Source organism: Streptomyces sp. NPDC050738 (genome assembly GCF_040654175.1).
GTDB lineage: Bacteria > Actinomycetota > Actinomycetes > Streptomycetales > Streptomycetaceae > Streptomyces.
The window spans coordinates 41,465-56,398 of sequence record NZ_JBFAHN010000027.1 but is presented as its reverse complement, the minus strand read 5'-3'; the positions used below and the strand labels follow the sequence as shown (position 1 = coordinate 56,398).

At 71.1% G+C, this 14,934-nt stretch carries 14 protein-coding genes; 8 read left to right on the top strand and 6 right to left on the bottom strand.

Annotated features, from left to right (window positions below; translation table 11 throughout):
* Positions 1-247: 247 nt before the first annotated feature.
* From AB0H78_RS37690 to AB0H78_RS37680, 3 genes are all read left to right on the top strand, one after another.
* Complete coding sequence (locus AB0H78_RS37690; protein WP_363239343.1) at positions 248-1,015, top strand: dienelactone hydrolase family protein; 768 nt, start codon at positions 248-250, stop codon at positions 1,013-1,015.
* A gap of 197 nt (positions 1,016-1,212) precedes the next feature.
* Positions 1,213-1,551, top strand: coding sequence for a type II toxin-antitoxin system PemK/MazF family toxin (locus AB0H78_RS37685; protein ID WP_363239342.1), 339 nt, complete (start codon positions 1,213-1,215; stop codon positions 1,549-1,551).
* A 296-nt stretch (positions 1,552-1,847) separates the two neighbouring features.
* Positions 1,848-3,239: an MFS transporter gene (locus AB0H78_RS37680; protein WP_363239341.1), complete on the top strand. Its 1,392-nt coding sequence runs from the start codon at positions 1,848-1,850 to the stop codon at positions 3,237-3,239.
* 58 nt (positions 3,240-3,297) lie between these two features.
* Here AB0H78_RS37680 and AB0H78_RS37675 read toward each other — a convergent pair whose 3' ends face one another.
* From AB0H78_RS37675 to lnt, 3 genes are all read right to left on the bottom strand, one after another.
* The gene (locus tag AB0H78_RS37675) at positions 3,298-5,211 is read right to left on the bottom strand and encodes a GAF domain-containing protein (protein ID WP_363239340.1); all 1,914 of its coding nucleotides are present in this window, start codon (positions 5,209-5,211) and stop codon (positions 3,298-3,300) included.
* A gap of 125 nt (positions 5,212-5,336) precedes the next feature.
* Positions 5,337-5,816, bottom strand: a complete 480-nt coding sequence (locus tag AB0H78_RS37670; RefSeq protein ID WP_363239339.1) for an NUDIX domain-containing protein — start codon at positions 5,814-5,816, stop codon at positions 5,337-5,339.
* 9 nt (positions 5,817-5,825) lie between these two features.
* Positions 5,826-7,406, bottom strand: coding sequence for an apolipoprotein N-acyltransferase (gene lnt, locus AB0H78_RS37665; RefSeq protein ID WP_363239338.1), 1,581 nt, complete (start codon positions 7,404-7,406; stop codon positions 5,826-5,828).
* A 182-nt stretch (positions 7,407-7,588) separates the two neighbouring features.
* On the opposite strand from lnt, the gene AB0H78_RS37660 reads away from it, so the two are divergent.
* The gene (locus AB0H78_RS37660; protein ID WP_363239337.1) at positions 7,589-8,668 is read left to right on the top strand and encodes an O-antigen ligase family protein; all 1,080 of its coding nucleotides are present in this window, start codon (positions 7,589-7,591) and stop codon (positions 8,666-8,668) included.
* Here the strand turns inward: AB0H78_RS37660 and AB0H78_RS37655 are convergent.
* A complete protein-coding gene (locus AB0H78_RS37655) occupies positions 8,639-9,193 on the bottom strand; it encodes a hypothetical protein (protein WP_363239336.1) in 555 nt (184 codons plus the stop codon). The two genes, AB0H78_RS37660 and AB0H78_RS37655, sit on opposite strands and share 30 nt — an antisense overlap.
* A 59-nt stretch (positions 9,194-9,252) precedes the next feature.
* Positions 9,253-10,038, bottom strand: a complete 786-nt coding sequence (locus AB0H78_RS37650) for an aspartate/glutamate racemase family protein (RefSeq protein ID WP_363239335.1) — start codon at positions 10,036-10,038, stop codon at positions 9,253-9,255.
* A 58-nt stretch (positions 10,039-10,096) separates the two neighbouring features.
* Between AB0H78_RS37650 and AB0H78_RS37645 the strand changes: the two genes are divergently transcribed.
* Positions 10,097-11,269: a glycosyltransferase gene (locus AB0H78_RS37645; protein WP_363239334.1), complete on the top strand. Its 1,173-nt coding sequence runs from the start codon at positions 10,097-10,099 to the stop codon at positions 11,267-11,269.
* A gap of 10 nt (positions 11,270-11,279) precedes the next feature.
* On the opposite strand, the gene AB0H78_RS37640 is transcribed toward AB0H78_RS37645, so the two are convergent.
* Positions 11,280-12,542: a TerD family protein gene (locus AB0H78_RS37640; protein WP_363239345.1), complete on the bottom strand. Its 1,263-nt coding sequence runs from the start codon at positions 12,540-12,542 to the stop codon at positions 11,280-11,282.
* Positions 12,543-12,802: 260 nt separating this feature from the next.
* Here AB0H78_RS37640 and AB0H78_RS37635 point away from each other — a divergent pair, with 260 nt between their 5' ends.
* The 3 genes from AB0H78_RS37635 to AB0H78_RS37625 all read left to right on the top strand — a co-directional run bounded on the left by AB0H78_RS37635 (position 12,803) and on the right by AB0H78_RS37625 (position 14,868).
* On the top strand, positions 12,803-13,255 hold the full coding sequence (locus AB0H78_RS37635) for a DUF6643 family protein (RefSeq protein WP_363239333.1): 453 nt from the start codon (positions 12,803-12,805) through the stop codon (positions 13,253-13,255).
* Positions 13,256-13,296: 41 nt separating this feature from the next.
* Positions 13,297-14,130, top strand: a complete 834-nt coding sequence (locus AB0H78_RS37630; protein WP_363239332.1) for an MOSC N-terminal beta barrel domain-containing protein — start codon at positions 13,297-13,299, stop codon at positions 14,128-14,130.
* A gap of 129 nt (positions 14,131-14,259) precedes the next feature.
* Complete coding sequence (locus AB0H78_RS37625; protein ID WP_363239331.1) at positions 14,260-14,868, top strand: hypothetical protein; 609 nt, start codon at positions 14,260-14,262, stop codon at positions 14,866-14,868.
* Positions 14,869-14,934 lie beyond the last annotated feature (66 nt).

Genomic DNA, 14,934 nt, shown 5'->3' with positions numbered 1-14,934 from the left:
ATCTCGGCTACGAGAGAAACCATAACCACACCACCACCCAATGTCTACTCCGGCCGACACAGATTTCCGTGTCCCGAGAAAAGAGATGGTCGACCTCGGCCGCAGCAAGGGACGGAAGGCACCCCCACCCCAGCCGAGGCACCCACTCCGAGCAGCACCGATACGGCCATGACAGGTTTCCGGCCCTGTTCTGCCAGCGGCAGAACACCAGCCGGACCGGGATCGACGATCACTACAGTCCGGACTCATGACGACGATTACGACGCGTACCGTCGAGTATCCGGCCGACGGTTTGACGATGATCGGGCACCTCGCGCTACCGGCCGGTGTCGACCGCCGGCCCGCGGTGCTGCTCGGACCAGAGGGCATGGGGCTCAGCGACGTCGAGCGCCGCCGGGCCGATGCTCTCGCCGAACTGGGATATATAGCGCTGGCCTTCGACCTTCACGGCGGGCGCTATCTGGGCAACCCCGAGGAGATGCTGGCGCGTTGCCTGCCGCTGCTCGCCGACCCCGACCGGATGCGGGGCATCGGCCATGCGGCGCTCGACGTGTTGCGCGCCGAACCGCGGGCCGACCCCGACCGGATCGCCGCCGTCGGCTACGGCACCGGGGGCGCCATCGGGCTGGAACTCGGGCGCGACGGCGCCAACCTGCGCGCGATCGGGACGGTCAACGCGACCACCACGGGCCGACCGGGCGAGGCGGCGCGCATTCGCTGCCCGGTGTGGGCCGGGGTCGGGTCGGAAGACCCGATCATGCCGCCCGCGCAACGGGACGCGTTCACCGCCGAGCTGCAGGCCGCGGGCGTCGACTGGCGCCTCGTCGTCTACGGCGGCGCCTTGCACGCCTTCCACCACCCGCCGGTCGACCACCCCGTGGTCCCCGGCGTCGGCTACCACCCACAGCACGCGCAGCGGGCCTGGCGCGACATCGTCGACCTGCTCGCCGAGTGCCTGCCCGTAACGGAGGACCAGGCGCACGCCCCAGGTAGGCATGCCGGCGTCGGGCACTGAGCCGTCCCCTCCCCTCAAGTCCGCGCTGCAGAACCGCACTCAGGCGGATGCTCGATCGCGGAAAGCTCTACGCTGTGACCCGCAGCCACAGGGTGTTCGCCCACCCTCGCACGCCGATGATCAACGGCGGCCGCACGCGTCTTCTCAGCGCGCTGGGGACGCGAACGTTGGCCTGCCACCCTGTGTCAGGAGGACATGTGAACCGTGGCGAGGTCTGGTGGGTCGAGTTCGACGAGCGGCGGCTGGTCGTACTGCTGTCGGTAGACGACGCATCCGAGATCCAAGCGATGCAGGTCGTCCCTCCGGCGGGCGTCGACATCAGCGGTCTGGGTGTCGAAGTGCCTGTCGGCGACATGGAAGCACTGCCGCATACAGGCGTGCTGCGGTTCGCGTTCCCGCGTCCAGGCTTCACCCCTTGCACGTGGCTGACCACCATGTCCCGGGACGACCTGATCGAGCGGGCGGGCATCCTGTCCTCCGCGAAGCTCGAAAAGATCGACGATGCCCTCCGCCTCTGCGGACAGGCGATGGTGTGACCGATCTCGTCGCCGCAGTGCATCCAGCTTCGCCGTGGTAGTGGAGGCGGCGCCACTGGCGGGGCGTGACTCCGTACGTCTGGTGGAAGCGGCGGGAGAAGTGGACGGGAATCAGCACCGCAGCGCCGAGCCCCACTCGGCACGTTCCCCTTCACAGCCGGCACTCCGCCCTCATAGTGCCCGCCGTCACACCTGCCGTGTGAACTATGGCGCCCCACCACATGTGCCCGTGATCTGGGCGTTCCTACGGTGTGGCCACTGGAATCGTCCCCGTCCACCGCCCGGAAGTGACCACCATGGCCGCACCCGCTCAACCCGCCACCGCGCTCCGCAGCATGCGGAAAGTCGTCGCCGCCAGTCTCATCGGCACCACCATCGAGTGGTACGACTTCTTCCTGTACGGCTCCGCTGCCGCGCTGGTCTTCAACAAGCTCTTCTTCCCGGACTCCGACCCGCTCGTCGGAACCCTCCTGTCCTTCCTGACGTACGCCGTCGGCTTCGCCGCCCGGCCCATCGGCGCCCTCGTCTTCGGACATTTCGGTGACCGGCTCGGCCGTAAGAAGCTGCTGGTCGTGAGCCTGCTGATGATGGGCGCATCGACTTTCGCCATCGGGCTGCTGCCCACCCACGCGACCGTCGGGGCCGCCGCACCCGTGCTGCTCACCGTGCTGCGCCTCATCCAGGGATTCGCGCTCGGCGGCGAATGGGGCGGCGCCGTGCTCCTGGTGTCCGAGCACGGGGACGCCAAGCGGCGGGGCTTCTGGGCCTCGTGGCCGCAGACCGGTGCGCCGGCGGGGCAGTTGCTCGCCACCGGTGTGCTCTCCGCGCTCACCGCGCTCCTGTCGGATGCCGCGTTCACCTCGTGGGGCTGGCGCATACCGTTCCTGCTGTCCGGTGTGCTGGTGGGCGTCGGCATGTGGATTCGTCTCTCTGTCGATGAATCCCCGCTGTTCAAGGCCGCGTTGGCGAAGTCCGAGGAGCGCAAGGCAGCTTCGGCGGGCCAGGTGGAGAAACTTCCGCTGGTCTCCGTGCTGCGTCACCACTGGCGCGATGTGCTGATCGCGATGGGCGCCCGTATGGCGGAGAACATCAGCTACTACGTGATCACCGCCTTCATCCTGGTGTACGCGGTGACCTCCGCAGGCCTGAGCAAGCAGACCGCGCTGAATGCCGTACTCATCGCGTCCGCCGTGCACTTCGCGGTGATCCCGGCCTGGGGTGCGCTCTCGGACCGCATCGGCCGCAGGCCCGTCTACCTGATCGGGGCGATCGGTGTCGGAGCGTGGATGTTCCCGTTCTTCGCGCTCATCGACACCAAGAGCTTCGGGAGCCTCCTGCTCGCCGTGACCGTCGGGCTGATCTTCCACGGCGCGATGTACGCGCCCCAGGCGGCCTTCTTCTCGGAGATGTTCGCGACCCGGATGCGCTACTCCGGCGCATCGCTCGGCGCACAGTTGTCCTCGGTCGCGGCCGGCGCACCCGCGCCGCTGATCGCCACCGCGCTGCTGAAGGACTACGACAACTCCACGCCGATCGCCTTGTACGTGATCGCGGCGGTGCTCCTGACCGTGGTCGCGATCGCCTGCGCGAAGGAGACCCGTACCCGGAACCTGGAGAACATCGAGGAAGCCGACCAGGACGCGGTCGCTCCGGCCCGCACCGCCTCGATCGACGCCCGTACCGCCTGAAATGCGCTGAGGGGCGCCGTACGGAGACGGTCCGTGCGGCGGCCCCTCGCGCGCGTGCTCAGCGCGCGATCGCGGACGACAATCCGTGCAGGCGCAGCGCGAGTTGGATCTCCAGGGCCCGTGAAGGCGACTGCCAGTCGGGGCCCAGGAGCCGGCCGATCCGGTCCAGGCGCTGGGCCACGGTGTTGACGTGGACGTGCAGGTCGTCCTTGGTGCGGGCGGGGCTCATCCCGCTCGCGAAGTAGGCGTTTAGGGTGCGTACCAGGTCGGTGCCGCGCCGTTCGTCGTACGACACCACCTCGCCGACCGTGCGCCGTACGAAACCGTCGATGTCCCCGGTGTCGGCGAGCAGCAGCCCCAGGAAGCCGAGGTCCTGTGCCGCCGCCCCTTCGCCCGACCTGCCGAGGAGCCGGAGGGCCTCGATGCAGCGGCGGGCCTCGGCATAGGCATAGGCATAGGCATAGGCCACGGTGGCGGTGCGGTCCGCGGGTGCGTCCACCGGTGCCGAGGCTCCCACCGTGACGTGTTCGTGGAGCGCCCCACCGAGCTGCTTCGCGCACTGGCGGGCGAGTGCCGCCGGGGTGTCGCCCGGTTGCAGCGGAAGCAGCAGTACCGCGCCGCCGTCGCGCGCCGCGGCCAGACCGTGGCGGGTCGCCGCCAGGTGCGAGGCGGCCGACCACAGTCGTTGCCGGTCGGCGCTCTCCTCGTCGACCGTTCCCGTCCTGTCCGCCGGTACGTCGATCCGCGCGGCCAGCACCACGTGCGGGGCGTCCAGGTCGGCCCGCAGCCGTGCGGCGCGCTCGCGCAGCAGGTGCGGGTCGCGGTCCGGTGCGTCGAGGAGGTCGTCGAGGAGTTCTCCGCGTACGCGCTGCTCGGCCTCGCCCGCCGAGCGGCGTGCGAGCAGCAGGAGCGAGGTGACGACGGCGGCCCGCTCCAGGGTGCGCAGGTCGACGGGATCGAGGCCCGGACTGCCGTGCAGGACGAGCGCGCCGAGCTGCTCCCCGCCCGCGGAGACGGCGGCCACCCAGTCCTCGCCGCGGCGTACCGCGTGGCCGTCCGCGCCCGCCGGGCCGAAGTCCCCCTCGATGAACTCGACGTCGCCGTCGAGGACTTCGGAGACCGCGCCCGCCACATCGTGGACTCCTCCGCCGCGCAGCACCAGTTCGGTGAGCCGGTCATGGGCGTCCGATGCCCGCTCGATGACACCGCTGTGGTCGCGGATGATCGCGTTGGCCTTTTCGAGCTCGGCCAGTGCCGTACGGGTCTCGGAGAGCAGGTTGGCGGTGTCGATGGCCACGGCGGCGTGCGCCGCGAACGAGCCCAGGAGCGCGACCTGTTCGTGCGCGAAGACCCTGGCCCTGCGGTCGGCGGCGAAGAGGACGCCGATGATCTGGCTGCCGAGGGTGAGCGGCACCCCGAGGATGGCGACCAGGCCCTCGTCCCGTACCGCCGAGTCGATACTCGGGGTGTGTTCGAAGCGCGGGTCGTCGAAATAGCTCTCGGTGACGTAGGGGCGGGCGGTCTGGGCGACGAGTCCGCCGAGGCCCTCTCCCATGCCGAGCCTCACCTGCTGGAAGCGCGCGGAGACCGAGCCCTCGGTGACCCGCATGTACGTGTCGCCGGCCGCCGGGTCGTTGAGGCACAGGTAGGCGACCTCCGTGCCGAGGAGCGAGCGGGCGCGCTGGACGATGGCCCGCAGTACCGCGTCCAGGTCGCGCAGCCCCGCCAGGTCGTTCGCGGTCTCGACGAGCGCGGAGAGTTCGGCCTCGCGCCGCCGCCGCTCGGCAAGCTCGGCCCCTACCCGCAGGGCGAGCTGCCTGCCGTTGTCCAGCGCCGCGAGGACCTCGGGTGCGGCGCCCTCGGCACGGGCGAGCAGCAACGGGCGGTCGTAGGCCTCGGCGGCGGCACCCCGCGCGAGAAGCTCCAGGTAGGGCGCCTCGGCGTAGCCCGGCTGCGACTGATCGTGGGACATGGTCACAGGAATACCTGCCGTACGGCGGGCGGCGCCAGTCCTCGTGGGCGGTCGTGCCACCGGCGAGGTCGGGCAACGTGTCCCAGGGACGGGTTCGGGTGCGCGGTCATGCCGCGACCCGTACGTCAGTCGGCGACGGTGGCGTCGAACCACGTGGGTTCGTCGACGAGCGCCCGCTTGATCCGCGTCAGGTCGTGGTCGGCGAGCTCCGGCAGCCCGTCCATCGCGAACCAGCCCACTTCCAGGGACTCTTCGTCATTGACCTTCGCCTCGCCGCCGACGGCGCGGCACAGGAAGGTGATGTTCATGAACTGGCAGCGGTCGCCGTTGGGGTACTGGATCGGTTCCGTCGCCTGCACCTGAAGGACGCGCTCCGGCACGCATCGTACGGCCGACTCCTCGAAGACCTCGCGCACCGCTGTGGTGGCAGGCTGCTCCCCCGGCTCCGGAATCCCGGCGAGAATCGCCCACTTGCCCGTGTCGGCGCGACGGCCGAGCAGCACCCTGTCCTCGTCGTCGAGGACCACGGCGCTCACCCCCGGCAGGAAGAGCAGCTGGTGGCCCGCGGTGGCCCTGATGTCTCGGATGAAATCGGGAGTTGCCATGCAACGACCCTAACCGCGGGCCTTCCTGGCCTTGTAGGTACGGGTTCCTGCCCAGCCGAGACCGCCCACGCCGATGGCCACGAGCAGCCACTCGGGCAGGGTGCCGAGCTCGGTGGCGGGAGTCGTCGACGAGCGCTTGGGCACCTCGGCGACCAGTGCGTCGGCGGTGAACATCTTCGTCTTCTGCGCGACGGAACCGTCCGGTCTGATCACCGCGGTGACCCCGGTGGTGACCGGGACCATCACGGCCCTGCTGTGCTCGACGGCCCGCACCCGCGACATGGCGAGCTGCTGGTACGTCATCTCGCTGCGGTCGAAGGTCGCGTTGTTGCTGGGTACAGAAATGATCTGCGCGCCCGCCTTCACCTGGTCGCGCACGGCCCAGTCGAAGGCCGCCTCGTAACAGGTGACGGGACCGATCTTCGTCCCGGCCATGTCGAACACCACGGACTTCTTGCCGGGCGTGAAGTCCTGGCGTACCAGGTCGACGTCGGAGCTGAAGTTCCGGAAGAAGGAGCGGTAGGGCATGTACTCGCCGAAGGGCTGCAGCTGCCGCTTGTCGTACGTCGTCGTGGGGCCCTTCTTGGGGTCCCAGAGGATCTGCTCGTTGAGCAGATCGCCGTTCTTGGCGTTGACGACGGCGCCGACCGAGATGGGCGCCCCTATCGCCTTGGCGGCCTCGTCGATGGCGAAGTACGCGTCGGCGTTGGCGTACGGGTCGATGTCGGAGGAGTTCTCCGGCCAGAGCACCAGGTCCGGCTGCGCGGCCCGCCCGGCCTTCACATCCGCGGCAAGCTTCATCGTCTCCTTGACGTGGTAGTCGAGCACCGCACGGCGCTGGGAGGCGAAGTCGAGCCCCATCCTGGGGACGTTGCCCTGGATGAGCCCGACGGTGGTGGTGCCGTCCTCGGCCCCGTCGTCGACAAGGGGCAGGGCCGCGAGTCCGGCGGCGACGGGCACAGCCGCGAGCAGAGCCGCGCCCGCGACCCCGCGCTCCCATACCCGGCGCCGCGCGGCCAGTCGCCGCACCAGCTCGCCGATGCCGAAACCGCACAGGACGACGGCGAAGCCGAGCAGCGGGGTGCCGCCCACGGCCGCGAGCGGCAGGAAGACTCCTTCGGGCTGACCGAAGGCGATCTTCCCCCAGGGGAAGCCGCCGAACGGGAACCGGGCGCGGGCCGCCTCGACGGCGATCCACACGCCGGACGCCCACAGCGGCCAGAGCGGCAGCCGGGAGATGTACGCGATGCCGGCGCCGGCCGCGGCGACGAACAGCGCCTCGACCGCGGCGAGTCCCAGCCACGGGCCCGGCCCGACCTCGACGCCCGTCCAGACCAGCAGCGGAAGGAGGAATCCCAGACCCGCAAGATATCCGAGGCCGAAACCCGCCCTGGCCCGGCGGCCGTACATGACCAGGCCGAACAGGGCGAAGGCGAAGGGCGCGAGCCACCACAGCGGTCTCGGCGGGAAGCTCGCGTACAGCAGCAGCCCGGAGACCGCGGCCAGGGCCGGCCGCACCAGCTTGCGGTAGCGCGGGACCGGCGCAGGCGGAGGGGCGGGGGCCTCGACAGGGGCGATGGTGGTGCTCACGCGGCGGATTCTACGGTGACGGTCCGGGCCTGCGGTCTTCCGGTCCCCCACCTCTTGCAGCATCGATTCTGCGCATGCTGTCCACAAACAGCCCCCGCTGCCGTTAGCGTGTGCGCGAGTCCCTGCCGACTGGCCTGATCCGGCCATCGGGCGGGGCCCGTCAGAGGTGGGGGGTTGACGGGATGGCCGCATCGGCGGACGGCGCTTCCGCACGGGCGGGCGGCAGTGCGCCCGATGTCGTCGGCGTGCTGGTACTGAGCAGTTGTGCCGTCTGGTCGCTGGTGAGCGCGGCAGGCCGCGAGGCCAGGCCCGAGGGTGTGCTGCTGGCCGTTCTGGCCCTGGCCGCGGGCTACGCCTGGGGCCGTATCTGCGGAACACTCCTGCCGGTCGTCGCCCCCGCTGCCGCCGCGCTCGCCGCACTGGGCCTGGCCATCGCCTCGCGCCACGGTGTTCCGGGCGCGACCTCGAATCATGCCGTGGGCCACACCGGCGCGACGGCCGCCCTGCTGGTGCTGGCCACGGGCGCCGCCTGCTGTGCCTCCTGGGCCACGCGGTCGGCGCCGCTCAGGCTGGCGCTGCGCCTCTTCGCCCTCGCTCTCGCGGTGGCCGCTCTCCTCCTGGGTTCCGTCGCCGCGTGCGCGGTCGCGCTGGGCGTGCAGCTGTGCTCGCTGGCCGCGGCCCGGATGCGCCGCCGCCTGGTCGGGCTCGCGGGGCTGGTTCTGGCCACGGGGCTCGTGGTCGGCGGCTCCTGGGCGGTGGCCGCGCACGCGCTCCCCGATGGGCTCTCGGTCTCGCTGGAGGGCCAGCTCACCCAGAACCGGGTCCTGCTGTGGCAGGACGCACTCGGTCTTGCCAAGGACCATCCGGTCCTCGGCGCCGGCCCGGACCGCTTCGGCGAGCTGAGCCCCACCGCCCAGCGGTCGCTGAGCGCGGACAGCAAACCGCATTCGGCGGCGCTGCAGCAGGCCGCCGAGCAGGGGATCGTCGGCGTCGGCCTCCTCGCGGGTGCCTTCGGCTGGATTCTGTACGGGTTCTGGCGCTCGCCCCGCTCGACGCCGGTCGTCCTCACGGCGGGGGCGGCTCTCACTGCGCTGGCCGCCCTGGCGAGCGTCGGCAACGCGCTGAGTTTCACGCCCGTGACCGCGGGCGCCGGACTGCTGGCCGGCCTCGCCACCGCCCGCATGCCGGGCGAGAGTGGCAATTCGGGCGGGGAGGGCGCGGCGGAGACCGGGTCAGGCCTTGGCAGGCTTTCCAGCCGCTAGCAGGCGCAGCCGGTCGCGGATGACCCGTACGGCGGCCTCGGCGTCGTCCACGGTGACGGTGAAGCTGCGGCCGTCGCCCAGCGTCAGGACCAGGCCCTCGCCGCGGCGCACGACCACGGCGGTGCCCTTCTCGGGGCGCCAGCGGTAACCCCAGCCGCCCCACTGCCGCGGGGTGACCCGGGGTGCGAATTCGGCGCCCACCACATGGTCGAGGGGGATGCTCCGGCGCGGCAGCCCGATGTGGCCGCAGCGCACTTCGAGCACATCTCGGTCGACCTTCACCGCCACATGGACGAAGGCGAGCGTGCCGTAGAGCATGAGGAGTCCGGCGGCCACACAACCGATCACGGACATCAGCAGGGGGGCGAGACCGGAGGTCCACTCCGAGTCGACGGCGAGCTCGACACCGAGTGCCATGCAGGCGGCACCCGCGGCGGCGAGCAGCCACTGGCCGCGGTTGGTCGCCCGCCCGGTCCAGACCGCGGTTTCGGGGGCGTTCTCGGTGGGGGCGCTCTGATCCCTCATACGTAGCAGCGTACTCACGTTCCGGCGCAGCGGCAGTGCTTCTGCGGCGTCTTCGGCGGTCAGTGTGCGGGGCTCATCGCCTCGAGCAGACGGCCTTCCACATAGGCGAGCGCGGCAGCCGGCAGAGCGGACGGGCGGCCGCTGAGGAGCACGGTCAGGCCGGTGCTCGGCGGGGCGGCAGGGGCGGGCCCCGAGCCGATCCGGCGCAGAGCCTGGGCTGCCACGGCCTCGGCGGAGCCGTGCAGGACGACCGGTGCGGCGCCGGGCTGCTGGACGGCGGCGCGGATCCGCTCGGCGACGAGTTCGTAATGGGTGCAGCCCAGGACGACGGTCCTTACCGAGGCCGGGGTGAGCGCGGCCGCGGCGGCCACGGCGCGGTCGATCGCGGCCTCGTCGGCCTGCTGGACCGCGTCCGCTAGACCGGGGCAGGGCACTTCGGTGACCTCGACGCCTGCGGCGAATTCACGGATCAGCCCGCGCTGGTAGGGGCTGCCGGTGGTGGCCGGGGTGGCCCAGATGGCGAAGGGCCCTCCGTCGGCGGCGGCCGGCTTGATCGCGGGAACCGTGCCGATGACCGGAATCCTCGGCTCCAGCGCGGCCCGGATGCTCGGCAGGGCATGCACGGAGGCCGTGTTGCAGGCCACGATCAGGGCGTCCGGCCGGTGCTCGGCGGCCGCGCGGGCCACGGCCAGCGCATGGGCGGTCACGTCCTCGGGGGTACGCGGCCCCCAGGGCATGCCGTCGGGGTCGGAGGAGAGGACCAGACCGGCGTCCGGTCGCAGTCGGCGCACCGCGGCGGCTGCCGCGAGCAGGCCGATCCCGGAGTCCATGAGCGCGATCTTCACCCGGTCACCTTAGTCGACCACCTCTGCGAACCCCGCTTCGTGGGGCAGACTTCGGCGGATGAGCGTCATGGCATGGATCGCCGTCGGATCGCTGGCCGCCTGGCTGTGGCTGCTGCTGGGACAGGGCTTCTTCTGGCGCACGGACCAGCGCCTGCCCGCGCGCACGGACCCGCCCGACTGGCCCCGTGTCGCCGTCGTGGTCCCCGCGAGGGACGAGGCCGACGTACTGCCGCTGAGCCTGCCGTCGCTGCTGGCCCAGGACTATCCCGGCGAGGCCCGCATCCATCTGGTCGACGACGGGAGTTCGGACGGTACGGGTGAGCTCGCCCGGTCCCTGTCCGCACGGCACGGCGGGCTGCCGCTGACCGTCCTGTCGCCCGGCGAGCCGGAGCCGGGCTGGACCGGGAAGCTCTGGGCGCTGCGGTACGGCATCGGCCTCGCCAAGGAGAGCGACCCCGAGTATCTCCTTCTCACGGATGCCGACATCGCCCATGAGCCGGACAGCCTGCGGGAGTTGGTGGCCGCCGCCCGGTCGCAGGATCTGGATCTGGTCTCCCAGATGGCCCGGCTGCGCGTGGCGAGCCTGTGGGAGTGCCTCGTCGTGCCCGCCTTCGTCTACTTCTTCGCCCAGCTCTATCCCTTCCGGTGGATCAACAACGCCCGGGCCGGGACGGCGGCAGCGGCCGGTGGCTGTGTGCTGCTGCGTACGGATGCCGCCGAGCGGGCCCGTGTACCGGAGTCGATCAGGCAGGCGGTGATCGACGACGTCTCGCTCGCCCGGGCGGTGCAGCGCAGCGGCGGGCGGATCTGGCTGGGGCTGGCGACCCGGGTGGACAGCATCCGTCCGTATCCGGGCCTCGGCGATCTGTGGCGGATGGTCTCGCGCAGCGCGTACGCCCAGCTGCGGCACAGCCTGCTGCTGCTCGCCGGTACGGTCGCCGGGCTCGCGGTGATCTATCTGGCGCCGCCCGTCGCGCTGCTGGCCGGTGTCCTCACCGGTGACGCGGCCGCCGCCTGGGCGGGCGCGCTGGCCTGGCTGGTGATGACGGGCACGTATCTGCCCATGCTGAGTTATTACCGGCAGTCGCTCTGGCTCGCGCCGCTGCTGCCGTTCACCGCGCTGATGTATCTGCTGATGACGGTGGATTCCGCGGTGCAGCACTACCGCGGCCGCGGGGCCGCCTGGAAGGGGCGTACGTACGCCCGTCCCGAGACGGCACCCGACCGCTGAGGGGGCGGGGTCACTTCCTGCCGGGCGTCCAGTTCATGCCCCAGCCGTAGGTGCGGTCCATGGTCCGCTGCGGGCTGACCCCGCGGTCGGGCACCAGATAGCGGGCCTCGCGCTGGACGACGAGGTCTCCCCCGTTGTTCGTGATGAGCGCCAGAGCACACACCGTGGAGGGGACGGTGCATTCGTCGAGCGAGAAGTCGATCGCCGCGCCGTGCTGCGGCTGCAGGGTGACGGTCGCGTGCAGGTCGGCGAAGCTGCGGGCGCCCTCGTAGATCGTCACGAAGATGACGATGCGGCGGATCTTGTCCATCTGGTCGAGGTTGATGGTCAGGTTCTCACCGGCGTCCACGGCCCCGGTGCGGTCGTCGCCGTCCAGCAGGATGTACGGCGGCTGGTTGAGTGCCCCGAAGGCATTGCCGAGGGCCTGGACGACTCCCTTGCGGCCGTCGGTCAGTTCGTACAGCGCGCAGAGGTCCAGGTCGAGATCGGAGTGCTGGGCGACGGCCCGGCCGAGTTTGGCCCCCCAGCTCTTGAACTGTTTGCGCACCTGCCAGTTGAGATTGACCCGCATCGCCCCTGACGTGCCGCCCTGCTTGGCCAGGGAGACCCGCGGCGCCTCCTTCGTCAGGGTGACCTTGGAGAGGCGTACGGGTGTGGGCGGCGCGGCCGGGGGTGCGGGAGGGGGCGGCGGCATCTGGGCGGGCTGGAGTGGCGGTGCGGCCTGTACCGGCGGCTGCGGCTCCTCGACGCTGATCCCGAAGTCCGTTGCCAGACCGCCGAGTCCGCTGCTGTAGCCCTGTCCCACTGCCCGGAATTTCCATGCCCCCTGGCGGCGGTAGAGCTCGCCGAGGACGAAGGCCGTCTCTACAGAAGCGTCCTGGCTGTCGAAGCGTGCCAGCTCCGCGCCGCTGCCCGCGTCGAGCACCCGGATGTACAGGCCCGGGACCTGTCCGAAGGTGCCGCCGTCCGCCGACGCGGCGAGCACGATGCGCTCGATGGCGGGCTCCACGCGTGCGAGATCCACGGCGAGGGTGTCGCTCACGCCGTCACCGGCGGGCTGCTTGCCCTCGTGGCGGACCGCACCCGAGGCGTGCGCCGGCTGGTTGTAAAAGACGAAGTCGGCATCGGAGCGGACTTTCCCCGACACCAACAACAGCGCCGAGGCGTCGACGTCGGGTACCCCCGGGCCTGAACGCCAGCCCAATTCGATGCGTACGGCCTGAGCCGGCACCGGAACATTCGCTCCCTTAAGCATTGTCATGCTCGCCCCCATCTTGCGTCCGGATGCCGACATTCTTCGCTGCGCCCAACCTAATCCCGGACGACCCGGGAGGCCCATGGACGGCACCGGAAGATCACGAACGGACCTGCCGGTAACCCCTCACGAGCTGGCCTTTACACGATCCGAACGCCGGACGACGACCGTTTTTCACACGTTCGCTCGGATTGGGGATCCCCTGTCACGCACAACGCGCAAAACAACCCTCTTATCGGGCTCCCCATCCGGCACATCGTCGGCTTTACTTATGTGCCATGACCTCCCCCCGCGCCACCTACGGCGGCGGTTACTACTCCGCGCCGTCTTTCCCGGACACTCCGATCTACGACTCCCTCGTCGCAGAGCGGGGTACGCCTCAGATCGCCCCGATCCGAGTGCCTTCCGCGTACGACACCGGCAACAGCTATCTGCCGGCCCTTCCGTCCGCCCTGCCCGCCCTGCCGGCCGGACCGTCCGCCCAGAACTATCAGTCGTACGGCTACCAGCAGCCGACGGCCCAGCCGGTGCCCGCGCAGGGGTACGCCCCCGCTCCGTACATCCCGCAGCAGGCCGCCGGCCCGCGCGGCTACCCCGGCCCGCAGGCGCAGATGCAGCGTCCCGCGGCCAACAGTGGTTACGAGGCGATGCGTCCAGCGGCGCAGCGTCCGGCGCCCGCGCCCTATGAGGACCCGTACAACCGCCCCTACCAGGGAGGCCGGGGGTACTGACCGGTCGGAGGGAGGTCCGGACCGGCTGGCAGGATGGACGCATGTCGAATCCCGTTCACCCTGTTCTGGCCGCGCTCCACGTCCATCCGGTCAAGTCGCTCGGAGGTCATGCGCAGGGCTCGGCGGTCGTCGAGCCCTGGGGGCTGGCCGGGGACCGCAGGTGGATGCTGGTCGACACCGCGGGGAAGGTGGTCACCCAACGCCAGCACACACGCCTGGCGTTGGCCGGAGCGCGGCCCGGCGCCGACGGCGGTGTCCGGCTGTCCGCCCCGGGGCGCGAGCCGCTGACCGTCGCCGTGCCCGATCTGGTGGAGACGATCACCGTCGCGCTCTTCCGCGACAAGGTCGAGGTCGTGCCGGCCGACGACGCGGCCCACGCCTGGTTCAGCGCGTATCTCGGGGCCGAGGTGCGCCTCGTACATCTCGACGAACCGGCGCACCGCCGTCCGGTGGACCCGGCCTTCGCACTGCCCGGGGAGACGGTCAGTCTCGCCGACGGCTATCCGCTGCTTCTCACCACCCGCTCCTCGCTGGACGCCCTCAACTCCCTCGTGGCGCAGGGAGATCATCCCGACGAGGGGCCGCTGCCGATGAATCGTTTCCGCCCCAATGTCGTGGTGTCGGGAACGCCGCCCTGGGCGGAGGACGACTGGTACCGCATCGCGATCGGGGAGGTCGCCTTCCGGGTGCCCAAGCCCTGCGACCGCTGCGTGGTGACGACCACCGACCAGGAAACGGCGGAGCGCGGCAAGGAGCCGCTGCGCACCCTCGCCCGCCATCGCCGGGTCGGCAGCGATCTCTTGTTCGGGCAGAACCTCGTCCCCGAGACCACCGGCACCATCCGCGTGGGTGATCCGGTGCGGATCCTGGAATAGGACCACCCCCCGCGGGAACTCACCGGGGAGGCAGGCGCGTTGACCAAGGTGACATTGCTCTCTTCGTTCCACCCGCGCTCATGCCGCTCTCGGTGCGGAGAGGACGGACGCGGAAGGGGGTGCGGGACCTTGCGAGTTGCTTCTGGCGTGTGGCGCTGGCGGCGCAATCCCCTGCGCCGCAGTACCGATCTCGTCGAGGCCTGGGTGGCGTTGGCGGCGATGCTGCTCATCGTGCTCGGCGCCCCGCTCCTGGGCTGGTGCTGCGGAGTGCTCAGCGACCGGGCGCTGGAGCGGGCCGTGCACCGTCAGCAGCAGCAGCGCCATGCCACGATCGCCCTGGTCGTACGGACTCTGCCGGGCCCTGCCCTGTCCGCCAACCCTGACGGCTCCCCGGACGGGTCGGCCGCGCGCAGCAAGGTGCTGGCCAACTGGAAAGCAGCGGACGGCAGTCTGCACACCGGCGCGCTGATCGCCGGCAAGCGGCACGACAAGCCCGGGGACACGCTCCCGATATGGACGGACGGCCACGGCAGTGTGGTCAACCGCCCCCTGGACACCACGACGGCCCGGTCGCATGCCGTCCTCGCGGGCGTCGGAGCGGCCGTGGCGGCCGCAGGCCTCTTCGCCGGCGGCAGACACTTCGTCGTATGGCGGCTGGTGCGCCGCCGGTACGCCCGGCTCGACCGGGCCTGGGCCAAGGCCGGTCCCGACTGGGGACGAACCGGCACAGGCAGCTGACCGGTCAACTCCCCCGCCCCGCGCGCGCTACGGTGGAGCAGAGAGACGGACGCGTCACGCACGAGG

What these genes read in the sequence shown, in the direction of transcription:
- AB0H78_RS37690 (WP_363239343.1), top strand. Translation starts at nt 248, where the DNA reads ATGACGACGATTACGACGCGTACCGTCGAGTATCCGGCCGACGGTTTG.
- AB0H78_RS37680 (WP_363239341.1), top strand. Translation starts at nt 1,848, where the DNA reads ATGGCCGCACCCGCTCAACCCGCCACCGCGCTCCGCAGCATGCGGAAA.
- AB0H78_RS37675 (WP_363239340.1), bottom strand. Translation starts at nt 5,211, where the DNA reads ATGTCCCACGATCAGTCGCAGCCGGGCTACGCCGAGGCGCCCTACCTG.
- AB0H78_RS37670 (WP_363239339.1), bottom strand. Translation starts at nt 5,816, where the DNA reads ATGGCAACTCCCGATTTCATCCGAGACATCAGGGCCACCGCGGGCCAC.
- AB0H78_RS37660 (WP_363239337.1), top strand. Translation starts at nt 7,589, where the DNA reads ATGGCCGCATCGGCGGACGGCGCTTCCGCACGGGCGGGCGGCAGTGCG.
- AB0H78_RS37655 (WP_363239336.1), bottom strand. Translation starts at nt 9,193, where the DNA reads ATGAGGGATCAGAGCGCCCCCACCGAGAACGCCCCCGAAACCGCGGTC.
- AB0H78_RS37645 (WP_363239334.1), top strand. Translation starts at nt 10,097, where the DNA reads ATGAGCGTCATGGCATGGATCGCCGTCGGATCGCTGGCCGCCTGGCTG.
- AB0H78_RS37640 (WP_363239345.1), bottom strand. Translation starts at nt 12,542, where the DNA reads ATGGGGGCGAGCATGACAATGCTTAAGGGAGCGAATGTTCCGGTGCCG.
- AB0H78_RS37635 (WP_363239333.1), top strand. Translation starts at nt 12,803, where the DNA reads ATGACCTCCCCCCGCGCCACCTACGGCGGCGGTTACTACTCCGCGCCG.
- AB0H78_RS37630 (WP_363239332.1), top strand. Translation starts at nt 13,297, where the DNA reads ATGTCGAATCCCGTTCACCCTGTTCTGGCCGCGCTCCACGTCCATCCG.